This window comes from Streptomyces sp. NPDC006335, assembly GCF_040612795.1.
Lineage (GTDB): Bacteria > Actinomycetota > Actinomycetes > Streptomycetales > Streptomycetaceae > Streptomyces.
In genome coordinates, this window is record NZ_JBEXQX010000004.1 from 310611 (window position 1) to 326575 (window position 15965).

Annotated in this window: 16 protein-coding genes; 4 read left to right on the top strand and 12 right to left on the bottom strand. The window is 71.0% G+C overall.

Features of this window, described 5'->3' with window-relative positions; all coding sequences use genetic code 11:
• Window positions 1-5: 5 nt before the first annotated feature.
• From ABZ098_RS15235 to ABZ098_RS15285, 11 genes are all read right to left on the bottom strand, one after another.
• Window positions 6-1235 carry a PP2C family protein-serine/threonine phosphatase gene (locus ABZ098_RS15235; RefSeq protein WP_356591031.1) on the bottom strand — a complete coding sequence of 410 codons (1230 nt, stop codon included), beginning with the start codon at window positions 1233-1235 and terminating at the stop codon, window positions 6-8.
• A gap of 129 nt (window positions 1236-1364) precedes the next feature.
• On the bottom strand, window positions 1365-1934 hold the full coding sequence (locus ABZ098_RS15240) for a hemerythrin domain-containing protein (RefSeq protein ID WP_356591033.1): 570 nt from the start codon (window positions 1932-1934) through the stop codon (window positions 1365-1367).
• Between the two features lies 1 nt (window position 1935).
• Window positions 1936-3138: a hypothetical protein gene (locus ABZ098_RS15245; RefSeq protein WP_356591035.1), complete on the bottom strand. Its 1203-nt coding sequence runs from the start codon at window positions 3136-3138 to the stop codon at window positions 1936-1938.
• 163 nt (window positions 3139-3301) lie between these two features.
• Window positions 3302-4768, bottom strand: a complete 1467-nt coding sequence (locus tag ABZ098_RS15250) for a cytochrome c oxidase assembly protein (RefSeq protein WP_356591037.1) — start codon at window positions 4766-4768, stop codon at window positions 3302-3304.
• A gap of 11 nt (window positions 4769-4779) precedes the next feature.
• Window positions 4780-5274, bottom strand: coding sequence for a DUF2243 domain-containing protein (locus ABZ098_RS15255; protein WP_356591039.1), 495 nt, complete (start codon window positions 5272-5274; stop codon window positions 4780-4782).
• Window positions 5275-5278: 4 nt separating this feature from the next.
• Complete coding sequence (ctaD, locus tag ABZ098_RS15260) at window positions 5279-6985, bottom strand: cytochrome c oxidase subunit I (protein WP_356591041.1); 1707 nt, start codon at window positions 6983-6985, stop codon at window positions 5279-5281.
• An 80-nt stretch (window positions 6986-7065) separates the two neighbouring features.
• Entirely contained in the window at window positions 7066-7830 is a 765-nt protein-coding gene (locus tag ABZ098_RS15265) for a phosphodiesterase (protein WP_356591043.1), read from the bottom strand.
• The gene (locus ABZ098_RS15270; protein ID WP_356591045.1) at window positions 7803-8009 is read right to left on the bottom strand and encodes a hypothetical protein; all 207 of its coding nucleotides are present in this window, start codon (window positions 8007-8009) and stop codon (window positions 7803-7805) included. The genes ABZ098_RS15265 and ABZ098_RS15270 overlap by 28 nt, the downstream gene beginning before the upstream one ends.
• The gene (locus ABZ098_RS15275; protein ID WP_356591047.1) at window positions 8006-8473 is read right to left on the bottom strand and encodes a hypothetical protein; all 468 of its coding nucleotides are present in this window, start codon (window positions 8471-8473) and stop codon (window positions 8006-8008) included. Before ABZ098_RS15275 ends, ABZ098_RS15270 begins: the two co-directional genes overlap by 4 nt.
• A 56-nt stretch (window positions 8474-8529) precedes the next feature.
• Window positions 8530-9156 (bottom strand): hypothetical protein, encoded by a 627-nt coding sequence (locus tag ABZ098_RS15280; RefSeq protein ID WP_356591049.1) that lies wholly within the window; start codon window positions 9154-9156, stop codon window positions 8530-8532.
• Complete coding sequence (locus ABZ098_RS15285) at window positions 9153-9863, bottom strand: DUF2071 domain-containing protein (protein WP_356591051.1); 711 nt, start codon at window positions 9861-9863, stop codon at window positions 9153-9155. Before ABZ098_RS15285 ends, ABZ098_RS15280 begins: the two co-directional genes overlap by 4 nt.
• 125 nt (window positions 9864-9988) lie before the next feature.
• Between ABZ098_RS15285 and ABZ098_RS15290 the strand changes: the two genes are divergently transcribed.
• Window positions 9989-11239, top strand: coding sequence for a cytochrome P450 (locus ABZ098_RS15290; protein WP_356591053.1), 1251 nt, complete (start codon window positions 9989-9991; stop codon window positions 11237-11239).
• A 111-nt stretch (window positions 11240-11350) separates the two neighbouring features.
• On the opposite strand, the gene ABZ098_RS15295 is transcribed toward ABZ098_RS15290, so the two are convergent.
• A complete protein-coding gene (locus ABZ098_RS15295) occupies window positions 11351-12340 on the bottom strand; it encodes an SDR family oxidoreductase (protein ID WP_356591055.1) in 990 nt (329 codons plus the stop codon).
• 331 nt (window positions 12341-12671) lie between these two features.
• Between ABZ098_RS15295 and ABZ098_RS15300 the strand changes: the two genes are divergently transcribed.
• The 3 genes from ABZ098_RS15300 (at window position 12672) to ABZ098_RS15310 (ending at window position 15670) form a co-directional block, all read left to right on the top strand.
• Window positions 12672-14726 (top strand): alpha-L-fucosidase, encoded by a 2055-nt coding sequence (locus ABZ098_RS15300; RefSeq protein WP_356591057.1) that lies wholly within the window; start codon window positions 12672-12674, stop codon window positions 14724-14726.
• 138 nt (window positions 14727-14864) lie between these two features.
• On the top strand, window positions 14865-15284 hold the full coding sequence (gene panD / locus ABZ098_RS15305) for an aspartate 1-decarboxylase (protein ID WP_356591059.1): 420 nt from the start codon (window positions 14865-14867) through the stop codon (window positions 15282-15284).
• Window positions 15285-15319: 35 nt separating this feature from the next.
• On the top strand, window positions 15320-15670 hold the full coding sequence (locus ABZ098_RS15310) for a GNAT family N-acetyltransferase (protein ID WP_356591061.1): 351 nt from the start codon (window positions 15320-15322) through the stop codon (window positions 15668-15670).
• The last annotated feature ends 295 nt before the right edge of the window (window positions 15671-15965 follow it).

Consider the following 15965-nt stretch of genomic DNA (forward strand, 5'->3'; position numbering starts at 1 on the left):
ACCCGTCAGGGGACGAGCCGGTGCTGGTGGCCCGCGCGCCATTCGGTCAGCAGGACGGTGGCGTCGTCCTCCAGACGGCCGCAGTGGTGGTCGAGGACCGCGTGCATCAGCCGGCGCAGGGTCTCGTGCAGCGTCTGGTGGGCGGAGTGGTGGCGCACGATGTAGTCGGTGAACCGCTCCTGGCCGAACCGCCGCCCCTCGGCGTCGCGGGCGTCGACGATCCCGTCGGTGTACAGCAGCAGGCGGTCGCCCGGCTCCAACTGGTGACGGCTGACGACCACGGGCAGCCCCAGGCGCGCGCCCATCGGCCCGGCCGGTGGACAGGTCAGCTCGTGGGTCCAGCGGTTGTCGCGGATGACGAGCGGCAGCGGATGACCACGGTTGACCCAGGTCAGGCGGCCGGTGTCGAGATCGAGTTCGGCGAGGACACCGGTGACGTAGCGGCTGGTCCCGAAGTGGGTCACGAGCACGTCCTCGACGGACCGGCTCGTCTCGGCGAGCGAGGCCCCCTGGCGGCGGGCGTTGCGGCAGGCGGCCACCGCCAGGTTCGCGGTGATCCCCGCGGTGGTGTCATGGCCCATGGCGTCGAACACGGACAGATGCAGGACGCTGCCGCTGATGGCGTAGTCGAAGGCGTCACCGCCCACCTCGTAGGCGGGCTCGCTCGCGGCACCCACGGTCACGTCGTGGCCGGCGAAGGCGGGCGGCGGCATCAGCTTCCACTGCATCTCCGCCGCCACGTTCATCGGCTCCGTGCGCACCAGCCGGGCGTAGGAGTCACTGAAGGACCTCTTGCTGAGCAGGACCAGGGCCACCAGCGAGGCGAGGTCGCGCAGATCCTGTCGTACAGCCTGGTCGTCGCCGTCCTCGGTGTCGGCCGTGTCGGCCCGGAGCACTCCGATGCGCTCGACGCCGTCGGTCACCGGCACCCACCACCGCCGCCGTGCATGCGCCTCGCGCGGGGGCTCGGCGAGGAGCGTCACCCGCTGGTAGGCCCGCCCGGGCAGGGTGCCGTCGATCCGGATCTCCTCCCCGTCCGCCGCCGCGTCGGGGCCGCGCCCGGTGATCTGCCGCAGCAGGGTCTCGCGGATGTCGACGACATAGACGACCACGTCGTACAACCCGGCGGCGCCCGCGTGGCAGGCGATGAGTCCGGGCAACTGCTCCAGCGTCACCGTGTGCGCGGCCTGCAACAGCCGCCGCAGCATCTGCCCGGTGTCACTGGTGTTCACCATGCCACCACCCCGGTCACACGATCGGACACCCCTCGCGTACCCGCGAGCGGACACCTGACTCCTGAGCCGCGGCCGTCACTGCCGAAGCCACAGCCCAGGATGTTGTTCCGGACAAGCCGTCGCAGCCGGTCAGCCGTCCTTGCCCATGGCCTTGCGTACGGCGTCCCGGGTGCGGTCGACCAGGGCGGCGATCGGCCCCAGGGCCATGTTCTTGGCCGCCGACTCGGTCCCGGGGTGGGGGTGGGTCGGGGCCACGGCCTCGGCCGCCTTCAGGGCCGTGGCCATGGAGGACAGGCGTGCCTTGTCGGCGTGGCGGCGGATGTGGTTGAACTCGTACCGCTCCTCGGCCCGGGCGTGCTTCATCACGTCCAGGCGCAGGGTCTGGAGCTCGGGCAAAAACTTGGGGTCGTCGGTGTCCATCCCGTCTAGCCGCGACAGGAGCTCCTTCGCCTCCCGCTCCTCGGCCAGCCGCTCCTCCGCCACCTTCGCGCCGTCCGGCACGGAGGTACGGGTGAAGGGACGGATGACCTCCTCCTCGGCCGTCTCGTGCACGGCGAGAAGCCGCACCAGGTTCCGGAAGGCCGCCCGGCGCTCGTCCCCGGCGGTCCGCTCCACCTTGTCGAAGAGGTTGCGGATGTCACCGTGCTGACGCATCAGCAGGGCCACTACATCGGCGTCGCTCGCCGCGATCCCGGCCATGTCAGCTCCTCTCCCGGGAGGCGACGTCGGGGTGCTCGCCCTCCGACTCGATGCGGTACTCGCGGCCGAACATCTCCCGGTGCTGGGCCATGACCCGCTCGCTGGGCGGTTCCTCGCCGCCGTGGATCTGCTCCTGCATCCTCTCGAACCGCTCGTGGGCGTCCCGGACATAGCCGGTGCCGAGGGTCGTCAGATCCATCTGGGTGTCCAGCAGACCCCGTACGAACTGCTTGTTCTCCTCGAAGGTCAGCACGTTCGGCAGCTCCGGGGCGAGGATCTCCTGGGGTTCGCGGCCGTCGTGGCGGCGCATCAGATCACAGGCGATCCGCAGGTGTTCGAGCTCCATGTTCAGGTGGAGCTCCCAGACCGCCTTCACCTTGGGGTCGGGCTCCTGCTCCATGAAGGAGTGGTAGAGGTAGCACTCGTTGTACTCGTGGGTGACGAGCTGCTCCCACCACGACTCGCCCGGGTCGACCAGCGACTCGTAGTGAGTGACGTGCTCCTCCTCGATCAGGCCGATCTCCTGGTACAGCTGGCGGGCGATCGGCTCCATGTACTGGGGGCCGACGTTCATGTAGAAGTTCATGGTCTGCTGCTCGGCCGACATGATCGTCAGCGCGTGCAGCCGCGACAGCGGGTTGACCGTCGTCCGGTCGTAGGGCTCGCGCACGTTGTCCGCCGGGTGCCGGTGGTGGAACTTGGTCGGGCGTCCCGGCATCACCTCCGTGAGCCCCTCGACGATCGACTCCGCCTTGCGGTGCTCGATCATCTCGTAGAGGTTGGCGTACCGGTACAGGTGGTCGAAGTCCTCCAGGACACCGAACTCGTACGCCTGCTTCAGGTAGGGGTCGGGCTCGTGGCGGGCGATCCAGCCTGTGAGGTCGACCGCGACCTGCTCGTAGGAGATGGTCGTCTCCAGGACCGAGGCGAGGCCGGGCAGCAGCCAGTTGACGACCTTCTGCTGCTGTTGCTCGATGTAACGGACCTCCGCCAGCTGCCGCTTGACCTCCGGGTCGGGACAGTGGCGGGCGAACTGGTGGCTGAAGAGGATCGCCTCGACCTCGATGCCGTTCATCGCGATGATGCGGCACTTGGTGTACGGGTCGCCGTGGTCGGGGTCGACGGGCTCGACGTCCAGCTCACGCCAGTTGCGCAACTGGCGCTCGAGGGGGATGCCTTGGTGTTCCAGGGGGTTGAAGCCCATGAGTGTCTCCTAGGCCGATGGCCGGAACCGAGCCGCGCGGGTACCCGTGCCGGTGCCGTGTAACCAGGCGGTGAAGGACGTGGAGAAGCGGAATCGGCCAGATGCGCGAGGACCGTCTCCGCCGCCGGTGGCCCCCCCGGGCCTACCGACGCGTAGCAGCAGGTCAGGACGGCGTGTTCGTCTCCGCCGCGGATGCCGACTCCGGTTCCGGGCGCATCGCGGGAAACAGCAGTTCCGTGGCGGCCCTCGCGTGCAGGGAGTCCAGGGTCTTGATCTGCCGCACCGCCCTGCGCAGCAGTTCCTCCAGCCGGTCGGCGTCCAGCCGCGAGTCCTGCGCCGCCGCGGCGAGCAGCCCGCGCCACAGCGACGCCTTGCCCTGGGCACCCAGCCGCAGCGCCTCGATCTCGATCAGCAGGGCGAGCCCGGAGCGGCGCAGCAGACGGCCGTTCGGCTTCATCCGCGCGGCCTTCTCGCCCAGCCACGCCCCGTACGTCTTGTAGCGCCGGACGGGCACGTCGAGGTCGGCCAGGAGGCGTACCAGGGCCTGCCGGTCCTGGGAGATCTCCTTGCGCAGGCTCTCCAGGCTCTCGCCGTAGGCCGAGCCGTGGTGCTCCCGGGTCGTGCGACGGGCGAGTTCGACGCCGGCCGTCGCGCCGGCCAGGTGGTCGTTGAGGTAGATCACCAGGCGTTTCTGCCGCGTCGGGCCGTCGGGCGAGGTCCGTGCCGTCGTGTTCATGATGTGCCTCCGGCCGCCGGAGTCCTGTGACGGCCTTCGAGTGCCCCGGCCGGCCCGGTCCACTACTTCGTTCGCAGGACCCCGGCGCCGGCGGCGGGCCCCGGTCCGTCCGGTGCCGGTGTACCAGGCCGTTCCCATCAGCACGGCGAGGCCCACCTCCACGAGGTCACCGCCGTAGTACATCCACTGGGCGCCCTGGTGCAGGTCGGCCGCGCCGAAGCCGGTGCCGGGAGGCGGCCGGGAGTACAGCGTGCGGGCCAGCACCGCGTGCGCGGCACCGGCGGCCAGGAGGGTCGCGCCGCGCACCGCGAGACCCCAGCGGCGGCGCACGGGATCGAGCCCGCACACGGCGAAGGTGAACAGCAGTCCCGCCGCCACCATGTGCGCCTGGACCGCCCCGTGCAGCAGCGGCCGGTGCGCTGCCGCCGCGAACAGGTCCGTGCGGTACAGCAGCCACAGCCCGCCGACGTCCAGTACGGCCGCCACGGGAGGGAAGAGCAGCAGACCCACGGCACCGGAGTGCGCGAGGGACACCAGCCGCCGTCGAACCCGGCCGGGGGCGAGGGCGCGCAGGGCCAGGGTGAGGGGGCGGGCGGCGACGAACAGCAGCGGGGCCGCCATGCCGACGACCAGGTGGCGCACCACGTGCTGGGTGAACGGCCCACCCCACGGCCCACTGCACGGCCCGACCCCCGGCCCGCCCCACGCTTCACCCAGCGTCGCCCAGGCCGTGCCCACGCCGCCCGCCGCGAACGAGACGTCCCGGACCCGGGGCCAGACGTCCCCCCGTCGCCGCAGGCGCCCCGCCGCCGCCAGGTAGCCGACGGTCACCAGCAGCGCGGCCCCGGCGACGAGCAGCTCGGCCGGTCCCGGCCCCGCCGGACCCGGGTGCACGTGCGCGGGTGTCATTCCGGCCGTTCGCGGTCACCGTGCCGCCGCGCCGCGCGCACGGCGAGCGCGGCTCCGATGAGCAACAGCGACAGGCCGGCGAGGTTCCAGGCAACGTCGTAGGGGGTGACGTCCACGCCGTAGCGGACCTGGTGCAGGCGCAGCAGCTTGTGGTCCACGACGCCGTCGAACAACTGGAAGGCGCCCATGCCGAGGAAGAGGCCCGCCCAGGCGTGGGGCGCCGCCAGGGACCCACGGCGGCGCAGATCGGCGTAGAGGAAGAACCCGGCGCACAGGGCGAGCAGTTCGGCGGTGTGCAGGAGGCCGTCGGAGAGCAGGCCCGCACTGGTGGTGGCGCGGTCGTAGAAGTGGTGCCAGCCCAGGATCTGGTGGAAGACGATCTCGTCGACCGCGGCCGTCACCGCCGCCCCGATCAGCGCGCACACGGCCATGGACCTGCGTGGCTCGGTGCGGGTGCCGGGGGTGGTGTCCGGCCGGGCCGACGCGCTCATGGGCTCACTCCTGCTCGTGTCCCTCGGCGTCCAGGACGTCACGCCTGCCGGAGTGCTGCTTCTGGTCCTGCTCGGCCGTCTCCGGGTGGTGCAGGTCGAAGGCGGGGGACTCGGAGCGGATGCGCGGCAGACCGGCGAAGTTGTGGCGCGGGGGAGGGCAGGAGGTGGCCCATTCCAGGGAACGGCCGTATCCCCAGGGGTCGTCGACCTCGATCCGCTCACCCTTCTTCGCGGTCCGCCACACGTTGTAGAGGAACGGCAGGGTGGACAGGCCGAGCAGGAAGGCGCCGACGGAGGAGACGGTGTTGAGGGCGGTGAAGCCGTCGGCGGCCAGGTAGTCGGCGTAGCGGCGGGGCATGCCCTCGGCGCCGAGCCAGTGCTGGACCAGGAACGTGGTGTGGAAGCCGACGAACAGCGTCCAGAAGTGGATCTTCTCCAGGCGGTGGTCGAGCATGGTTCCGGTCATCTTCGGCCACCAGAAGCTGAATCCGCCGAACATCGCGAAGACGATGGTGCCGAACAGGACGTAGTGGAAGTGGGCTACGACGAAGTAGCTGTCGGTGACGTGGAAGTCCATCGGCGGGGAGGCGAGGACGACGCCGGTCAGCCCGCCGAACAGGAACGTGACGAGGAAGCCGGCCGCCCACAGCATGGGTGGTTCGAAGGAGATCGAGCCTTTCCACATCGTGCCGATCCAGTTGAAGAACTTCACGCCCGTCGGCACGGCGATCAGGAAGCTCATGAAGGAGAAGAAGGGCAGCAGCACGGCGCCGGTGGCGAACATGTGGTGGGCCCACACGGTCACGGACAGACCGGTGATGGCGATCGTGGCGCCGATCAGACCGACGTAACCGAAGATCGGCTTGCGGGAGAACACCGGGATGATCTCGCTGATCACCCCGAAGAAGGGCAGGGCGAGGATGTAGACCTCGGGGTGCCCGAAGAACCAGAACAGGTGCTGCCACAGCAGCGGTCCGCCGTACTGGGCGTCGAAGACGTGCGAGCCGAAGCGCCGGTCCGCCTCCAGGGCGAGCAGGGCGGCCGCCAGGACCGGGAAGGCCAGCAGGACGAGCACCGAGGTCAGCAGCACGTTCCAGGTGAAGATCGGCATCCGGAACATGGTCATGCCGGGGGCGCGCATGCAGATGATGGTGGTGATGAAGTTGACCGCGCCCAGGATGGTGCCGAACCCGGCCAGCGCGAGCCCCATGATCCACAGGTCGGCACCGACGTAACCGCTGCGGATGGGCCCGCTGAGCGGGGTGTAGGCGGTCCAGCCGTAGTCGGCGGCGCCCTGCGGGGTGAGGAAGCTGCCGAGCACGATCAGGCCGCCGAAGAGGAACAGCCAGTAGGAGAACATGTTCAGCCGGGGGAAGGCGACGTCCGGGGAGCCGATCTGGAGCGGCATGACCGCGTTGGCGAATCCCGCGAACGTCGGCGTCGCGAAGAGCAGCAGCATGATCGTGCCGTGCATCGTGAACGCCTGGTTGTACTGCTCGTTGGACAGCAGTTGCAGCCCCGGCCGGGCCAGCTCCGCCCTGATCGCCATCGCGAGGAACCCGCCGATCAGGAAGAAGCAGAACGAGGTGATCAGATAGAGATGGCCGATCTTCTTGTGGTCGGTCGTGGTCAGCCAGGACACGATCACGCGGCCTCTGCTGCGCCGCTCCGCCGTCGGGACCGGAGCGACCGGTTCGGTGTGTGTGGCCATCAGCCCGCCCTACGGTGCGATGAGGGTCTGCCGTGTCGGGCGCCGTGTAACCAGCCTGCCTGAAGCTACTCCTGGCAGTTTCACCGACGGCCCGCGCGGGAGCCCCGATAGGCGGCGCGGCGGATTCCGGCCAGCGCCCTGACCGGGGCGAGACCGGGGAGGCTGTGCGCGTAGACGTCGAATCCCGGGCTCTCGTCCTGCCCCAGGGGCAGGGGAGCCCTCACGGTCAGCACCCCGAACGGCCGCCAGGAGTGCCGGGACGTCTCGGCGCACAGATCGAGGACGAGCGGTTCGGCCGCCAGCGCCTCGCCCAGACGGGCAGGGTCGCCGTACACCGGCGCCCGCCGGGAACGGCGCGGGAAGGCGGCCAGGACGCCACGCGTGTCCCCGATCCGGTAGGGGAGGAGGCTGGAGTACGGACCGCCCAGTACGTCCGTACGGGGCAACGGCACGTGGCGGGTGACCCGGCTGCGGCCACAGCTCGTCAGAAGCAGGTCGAGGACGCGGTCCGCCCCGTCCGCCTGATCCACCCGAACCGCGAGGCCCAGCCCGTCGGGCAGCCGCCGGGGCAGACCGGCGGCCCGCGAGAGCCGCGCCGTGGCCGCGTACCGCCCGGGAGTGTCCAGCCAGGGCACCCCCCAGGGCTCGTCGCCGTCGACGACGTCCAAGGTGGCCGAGCAGGTCAGCCCGTGCGGATGCAGGGCGGGCGCCCGTCGCAGCCGGGCCAGCCGCCGGAAACCGGCCTCCGCCGCCGGGGCGGGCCCCGCCTCCGGCGATGCCCACGGTTGCCGCCGGGTGCTCCGGACCAGGTCCCGCCTCACGGGCCTGACCAGCCGCTCTCCCACGCCGCGCTCTCCTCGTCGCCCTCCTTCCCGCCTTCCTCGCCGTCCTCGTCCTGCGTGTCCTCACCCTCCGCCTGCGAAGGGGTTGTCCGGGGCACGTCACTCGCGCCGGACGTCTCTTCCTCGCTGGGCCTGTCGTCCGTGCGCTCGCCCTCTGCCTGGGACGGGGTCTGTTCACTCATCGTCGGCCTCCTGCGGTGTGTCCGGTGTCCGGGGTGCGGGGTGGCTTCGTCGGGCCCGAGACCCTCTTGCGGCCCCTGGGGTGACAGTCCGTGTCGTGGTCGTCCTGGCGCAGCCAGGTACGGATCCACCCGATCTGCATCGCGGCGTCGAGGAGGTACGTCGGCCGGATCCGCCCCTTGGGCACGTAGACCAGATCCACGGCCAGCAGGGTCAGCGCGGTGCCCAGTCCGATACGGCGGGCCTGGGCCGGCCCCTGCGGACCGGGAGCCGCCGCGAGCTGGGCGAGCCCCGCGGAGACCAGGAGTCCCCCGGTCGTCCTCTGGAGCCACACGTCGGTCTTCGGCCCGAAGACCCACTCGAAGCTGCGCAGATGTACCAGCGGCCACAGTCCGCCCACGACGTTGAAGACCCCGTGCGCGACCGCGACACCCTCTGCGGGACCCCGCGTGCTCGTCCTGCCCATGTGTCACCTCTTCGGGGGTCTTCTCCGGGGCGGCCGGGTACCCTGCCCCCGCGTCCTCACTCGGGGTCCACCGCCACCGTCGTCGTGACCCTGGTCAGCGCGGGCCTCCTCGGCACCGACCCGAACCCGAAGCGCACGGGCGGGACGACGGGGGCCGCCGCACCGAGGTCCTCGCCCTCGAAGAGTCCCGACACCGAGTGGATCGGCCGCAGGTCCCGGGCGCCGTACCACTCACGGCGGCCCGCTCGCGCGCTGCCACGGGTGCGCACACCGGGCAGCAGCAGCCGGGCGGGCAGGGACAGCAGCGTGCACCAGGCGGGCTGCCGGGCGAGCACGCCGGGCACCGCGCACAGCAGCAGCCCGAGGAGCCGGCGGCGGCCCGTGGTGAAACGCAGGTCGAGCGGCCCTGCCGTGACGCTCCAGGCCCCGTCGGCGACGCGCACCCCGACCGGGACGACACGCACGGTGTCGAAGACATAGGTACCGCTGACGAAATCCGCCGTCTGCCGGGTGGGGGCGAGCAACAGCCGCTCTCCGTCGGGACGCTCGACCATCACATCGCTGAACGGCCCGAACGGCGACCGTGGCCAGTGCCCCAGCACGACACGGGTCCCGGAGGCCGTGCCCAGACCGGCGATCCAGCCGTCGAAGCGCAGCCGCCCGCCGCTCGGCCGCCCGCTCATGGGACAAGGGGCCGCGATGGCCCGAGCCGGACGTGCTCGACGCCGGGGGAGTAGTGCACGACCGGTCCGTCGAGCGGGGCGGGCAGGCCCGCGGCGGCCGTCAGCGTCTCCTCCAGCACGTCCACGACCGCGCCGGCCAGCGGCCAGGGCTCGTGTTCCACGGGCGTCTCCCAGAGGAGGCCCAGCCGACGGGTGTACGCACGCCAGCGCGAGGTGAGCCACACGTCCCGCTCGGTCGGCTGGACCGGATCGCCGGGTCGGACGTCCAGACGGTACGAGACGCGGCCGGCCCCTCGCGAGCCGGTGTAGGACACGGCATCGCCGTCCGTGGTGACGCGCAGAGTGCCCAGGGTGTACGGCGCCCCCACGGCACGAGCCGCCAGCATCAGCGGGCAGGCCACCTCGATGGACAGGAACCAGATCCCGTCCCGCCCGTCCTCGCGCCGCACATAGGTCCGCAGGTTGGTCTCCGCGAACGTCGGGAGCCCGGGCAGCGAGGCGGGAACGGCCGCGGGGCGCACGTCCGCCATCACGAACGGCGTGAAACCCACCCAGGCCGTCCCGTCGTACTCGTCCACGACCAGCCCCCGCGGCAGGAGGGCCTGCACCGCCTGGGGCCGGAACGGCCAGTGGACGAACGTCTGCCGGAGCCAGCGCGCCCGCAGAGCCGGCACCCGCACCCGCTGCTCCGCTCCGTACGCCACCACGAGCGCCGGGTCCCCGCCCGGGGTCGAGGGAAACGCACAGGGCGGAGCGCGGCGGTTCGGGCCGGACCGGTCCCGGACGAACGGCCGACCGTTTCCGGATGGAGGCGCCGGGCACTCGCGACGCCATGAATCAGAGTCGTCCGCCCATCGCCGACAGCTCCCTCGCCCTCCTCGCCAAGGGGTACACCTGGCTGCCCGACCGCCGGCGCCGTACCGCCGCCCAGCTCGTGCGCACCCGGCTGATGGGACAGCACGCCGTCGCCCTGCACGGCCCGGAAGCCGTGCGGTTCTTCTACGACGAACGCCATGTGGAGCGCGGGTCGGCTCTCCCCGGCCCGGTGCTGAGCACGCTGTTCGGTCACGGTGCCGTGCACACCCTGGACGGACCGGCTCACCGCGGGCGCAAGGAGCTGTTCCTCTCCCTGCTCACCGGGCCACAGGCGGTCGCTGAGCTGGTCGACACCGTCACGCAGGTGTGGGACGAGGCGGTGGAGTCGTGGTCCGAGCGCCCGGTCGTCCTGTTCGACGAGGCGAGCCGGATCCTCACCGAGGGGGTCTGCCGTTGGGTCGGCGTCCCCCTGGACGACGCGGACGCCACGGCCCGGGACATGGTCGCGATGGTCGACGGGTTCGCCACGCCGGGACCGCGCCACTGGCGGGCGCGCCGGGCGCGGACGCGCAGTGAGGCCTGGCTGGCAGCTCTGGTCGAGGAGGTACGCGCGGGCGGCGCCACGGCTCCGGCCGGATCGGCGCTGGACGCGATCGTCCGCCACCGGGACGTCGACGGCGGGCTCCTGGACCCGCACACCGCCGCGGTCGAACTCCTCAACGTCATCCGTCCCACCGTCGCCGTGTGCTGGTTCGTCTCCTACGCCGGTCACGCACTGCGCACCCCGGGCGTCAAGGAACGGCTGCGCGAGGACGACCCCGCCTACGCCGTGGCGTTCGCCCACGAGCTGCGGCGCTTCTACCCCTTCGCACCCTTCCTCGGCGGCCGGGCCGTCACCGACCTGGAGTGGCGGGGCGAGCCGATCCCGTCCGGCACCATGATCCTGCTCGACCTGTACGGGCAGAACCACGATCCCGGCCTCTGGGAGGAGCCGTACGCCTTCGCCCCGCAGCGCTTCGTGGGGAGGCCGCCGCACCGCGACGAACTCGTCCCGCAGGGCGGCGCGGACCCGGCCACCGGTCACCGCTGCCCCGGCGAGGACATCACCGTCGCGCTGCTGGCGGCCCTCGGACCGCGGCTGGCCCGCCTGGAGTACGACGTGCCCGAACAGGACCTGCGGATCCCGCTGAACCGCATGCCGGCGCGCGTGCGCAGCGGGTTCGTCATCCACGCCGTCCCGACGCGCGTGCCGACGGCGGCTCACTGAGTCATCGAGCCGTTGAGTCACTGACCTGGTCCGGCGGCCGCTGCCCGCCCGGTGTCGCACCGGGCGGGCAGCGCCGTACCGACCGACACAAGACCGGAACCCGATCACCCGTCAGGCGGCCGCCACGCCACGAGTGATCCTGCGCCCGGCGGTCACCGCCGCTCCGGCCAGCGCGGCGGCGACGGCGGTCCTGCGCAGCGCGGTGCGCCGCCGCCCGTGCCAGCCGCCGTGCACCGCGCCTTCCCCGGCGGCCGGTACGTGCAGCGCTCCGTGGGTGGCCGGGGCCTCCTCGTCGTGATCGAGGTGGCCCTTCTCCGTCTGCCGCGCCATGGCCCGCTCCGCGAGCCCGGGGGCCATCCGGGACTGGCGTACCAGAGCGCGGCCGGCGGGACCGACCACCACCTCGCGACGGGGGCGGCGGACGAGGTCCACGACCGCCCGGGCCACCCGTTCCGGGGTGTAGACGGGCGGCATGGCGACGACCTTGAGCCCGGTGTAGTTCGCCGCCTGCTGGAAGTGCGGGGTGTCGATGGTCGCGGGCATCACCGTGCACACGTGCACACCCTTGACCCCCTCCACCCAAAGCTGCTGCCGCAGGCTCGAACCGAGCCCCTGGACGGCGTGCTTGGACATGCTGTACGGGTGGCTGTAGGGCTGGGACACGGCGCCGACGATGGACGAGATGTTGATCAGCGTGCCCGTCCCCTGCTCCCGCATCACCCGCAGCGCGGCCCGGGCCCCGTGCACGTACCCCATCACGTTGACGTCGAGGACCTTGCGGAAGTCCTCCAGCGGCACGTCCTCGAAGCGGCCGAAGGCGTTGACGGCCGCGTTGTTCACCCAGACGTCGATCCGGCCGAACTTCGCCACCGCCCGCCGCGCGAGGTCCTCGACCGCCCCGGCGTCCGTCGTGTCCGTCGGCACCACCAGCGTCCGCGCCCCGCGATGCCTCGCGCACTCCTCGGCTGCCGCCTCCAGCGCCTCCTCGCGCCGCGCGGCCAGCACCACGGCGCAGCCCTTGCGGGCGAAGGCCTCGGCGGTGGCCCGTCCGATGCCGCTGGACGCTCCGGTCACCACCACGACGTGATCGCGCAGTCCCATACGTACCTCCTTCAGGTTTGCCGAGCCGAGCACCTCCTGCCCGCCTCCGTGCCGGACGGGTACCCGCCGGACACCGAACCGAGCGAGCAGCCGGACGGCTCGCACAGACGCAGAGCACACGTCAATAGGTCCCACCTATAGCGGCTCTCTAGCGATGGGCGAGTGACTGCGCCGACCCAAGAAGCTTCCTGATCTCCTCATTTTCCAGGTGCGTTGAGCCAAAAACGTCCCGGTTGTAGACGCGGCCATCGCTGGTCCCTTATAAATCCATCCGATGTCTTGCCGAGGATGACGCCCCGTCGTCCCTCCCCCTGACACATGGAGCCGTGCCATGCCCTCTGACTCGCTCAGCCGACGCTCTCTCATGAAGGCCGCCGCACTCGCCGGAGGAGTGGCGGCCTTCGGGCTCCCGCAGGTGCTGTGGCCCTCCACCGCCGAGGCGTACGCCGTCCCCTCGAAGATGGACTGGTGGTACCAGGCGAGACTCGGGATGTTCATCCACTTCGGGTCCTACTCGTACCTCGGACAGGGCGAGTGGGCGTTCGACAGTCAGCGGTGGAGCAAAGCGAACTACCAGACCCAGGTCACCCAGAACTTCGACCCGGCCCGCTTCGACGCCGCGGCCATCGCCGAACTCGCCAGGAACGCCGGCATGAAGTACCTCGTGATCACCGCCAAGCACCACGAGGGCTACGCGATGTGGAACTCCGACGTGGCCGGCTTCACCGACACCACGGGCACCAAGCAGTACAACCTGCACGACTACAAGGGCATCCAGACCGACCCGCTCATGGACCTGAAGACAGCGTGCGAGAGCCGTGGGATCAAGTTCTGCCTGTACTACTCGATCCTCGACTGGAACCACCCGTCCCAGAACGACCGTCACGAAGGCGGTCTCACCACGATGTCCTCGCAGGCCGCCCGTACCGCCTACATCGCCGACATGAAGGCGCAGCTCCAGGAACTCCTGGACCGCTACGACCCGGCCCTGCTCTGGTTCGACGGCGACTGGTTCGGCGAGCCGACCGGCCCCACCCTGGAGGACTGGTGGCTGCGATCGGACGGCGTCGACCTCTACAACTGGCTGATCGCCCGCAAGCCCGGCCTCATCGTCAACGAACGGGTCAAGCGGGACAACGGTCTCGGCGACTACGCGGTCGCCGAGTTCGGGATACCCGCGCAGCCGATGAGCCGGCCCTGGGAGCGGTGCAGCACCATGAACGGCGCCTGGGGGTACGACGCGTCGAAGGAGAACTCCTACCGGTCCGTGCAGGACGTCGTCCAGGAACTCGTCACGGTGGTCTCCCGGGACGGCAACCTCCTGTTGAACATCGGCCCCAAGGGCGACGGCTCGGTCACCGCCGGAACCCGGACCGTCCTCACCGGCCTGGCCTCATGGATGTCGGTGCACAGCGACAGCGTGCACGGCACCAGCGGCAGCCCGTTCGCCACCGAGCCCGCATGGGGGAAGGTCACCAGGAAGAACGGCAAGCTCTTCGCCCACGTCTTCACCTGGCCCACGAACGGCCGGCTGCGGATCCCCGCGATCGACAACACGGTCAACCGCGTCTACTTGCTGAACGACCCCTCCGTCTCGCTCCCGTACACGGTCAACGACCAGATCGACGTCACCGTCCCCGCCACCGCCCCGGACGCCGCCGACTCCGTGGTGTGCGTCGAGGTCCAGGGCATGCCCGTGAGGGTCTGCGCGACGGTGTGCCAGAACGTCGACTACCAGGGTGCCCGCGCCGTCCTGCCGCTGGGCGGCTACACCTCCTCCCAGCTGTCCGCCGCCGGCCTGGGCCCCGCTACGGCCTCCTCGATCCTGGTGCCCGACGGCTACCAGGTGACGGGCTACTCCGGCGACAACTTCACCGGCACCGCCTGGACGTTCACCGCGAACACCCCCGACCTCCGGACGACCGGCAACAACGACGCCATCGCCTCGCTGAAGGTGACGTTCAGGCCCGGCACGTACTACCGCCTGACCAACGTCACGAACCACCTGGTGCTGGACAGTGGCGGCAATGTCGCCGGCGGCTCGCCCCTGAAACAGTGGGAGTCGATCGACCACGCCAACCTCCAATGGCAGGCGGTCGAACTCGGAAACGGCTACTACCGGCTCGTCAACCGCACCAACGGCATGGTCGCCGACGGCTGGGGCGCCACCGGCAACGGTGACCCGGCCCGACAGAAGGCCTGGGACGGCGGCGACACCCAGCAATGGCAGATCGTCCACCGCGGCCAAGGCCGGTACTCCATCGCCAACCGCAGCACGGGGCTGGTCCTCGACGGGGGCGGAACGGTCGCCTCAGGGTCCGTGACCAAGCAGTGGACATGGCAGCAGAGCACCAACCTGCTGTGGACGTTCAGCCCGGTCGCCTGACCGGCGGCGCCACCCCGTACGCGCCGGGTGTGAGTCCTGGAACACCCGGCGGCGGCAGGAGGCGAATCGTTGTAGTCTCCGGAATCGCCCTTGACCTGCGACAGACAGGCAGGGAGCAGACGAATCGGGAGTCTTGCCATGTTCCGTACCATGTTCAAGTCCAAGATCCACCGCGCCACCGTCACCCAGGCCGACCTGCACTACGTGGGATCGGTGACCATCGACGCGGATCTCCTCGACGCCGCCGACCTGCTGCCCGGTGAGCTCGTCCACATCGTCGACATCACCAACGGCGCCCGGCTGGAGACGTACGTCATCGAAGGCGAGCGCGGTTCGGGGGTGATCGGCATCAACGGTGCCGCCGCCCATCTCGTCCACCCCGGAGATCTGGTGATCATCATCAGTTACGCTCAGGTGACCGACGCCGAGGCGCGGGCACTTGAACCCCGGGTCGTGCACGTGGACCGCGACAACCGCATCGTCGCCCTGGGAGCCGATCCGTCCGAACCGGTGCCGGGTTCGGACCAGGAGCGCAGCCCGCAGTCGGTGCCGGCCTGACCCTGCTCGACGACCTTCGGACCAGGAGCGTGCCCATGAGCGACATCGAGATCCGCGACGACCGACAGGCCGGTCGGCTGGAGGCCCTCGGATCCGGGGGAGGCGAAGTCGTCGGCCACATCCAGTACTTCGTCCTCGAGTCCCCCGAGCGCGCCCTGGTCCCGGTCCACACCATCGTGGAACCGGCCCACGAGGGCCAGGGCATCGCGGGCTCCCTGGCCCGCGAGCTCTACGGCATCGCGGCCCGCGAGGGCATGTCCGTCGCCCCGCTCTGCCCGTACGTCGTCAAGTGGGCCGAACGCCACCCCGACGAGGCCCCCGCGGCCGACCCGAAGCTGCTCAGCGCGGCGAAGGCGTGGCTGGCGGCCCACCCCGAGGGGTTCTGAGCGGACAGGTCTGCGAGTTCACGGTCAGGTCGGCCCTGCGAACCGCGCCGCAATCACAGGGTTGTTGCGAGCCGAGTCAGCCGCGGGGGGACCTGTGCGACGTCTGGTCCACAGCCGAGAGGCCATCCTGGCTGTTCGAACCGCGGCGCCGGCCCTGGTCAGCATCGCGGTGGTCACCGAGCATCCCGGGCCGGCCGCCGTCAGCATTCCGGCTAGCCGAGCGCCCGCCTCTCGCGGTTACGAGCGCCCGCCGATCGCCCCCTTCGGAACGCCCCAGCCGCGGTCACCCCGCCCT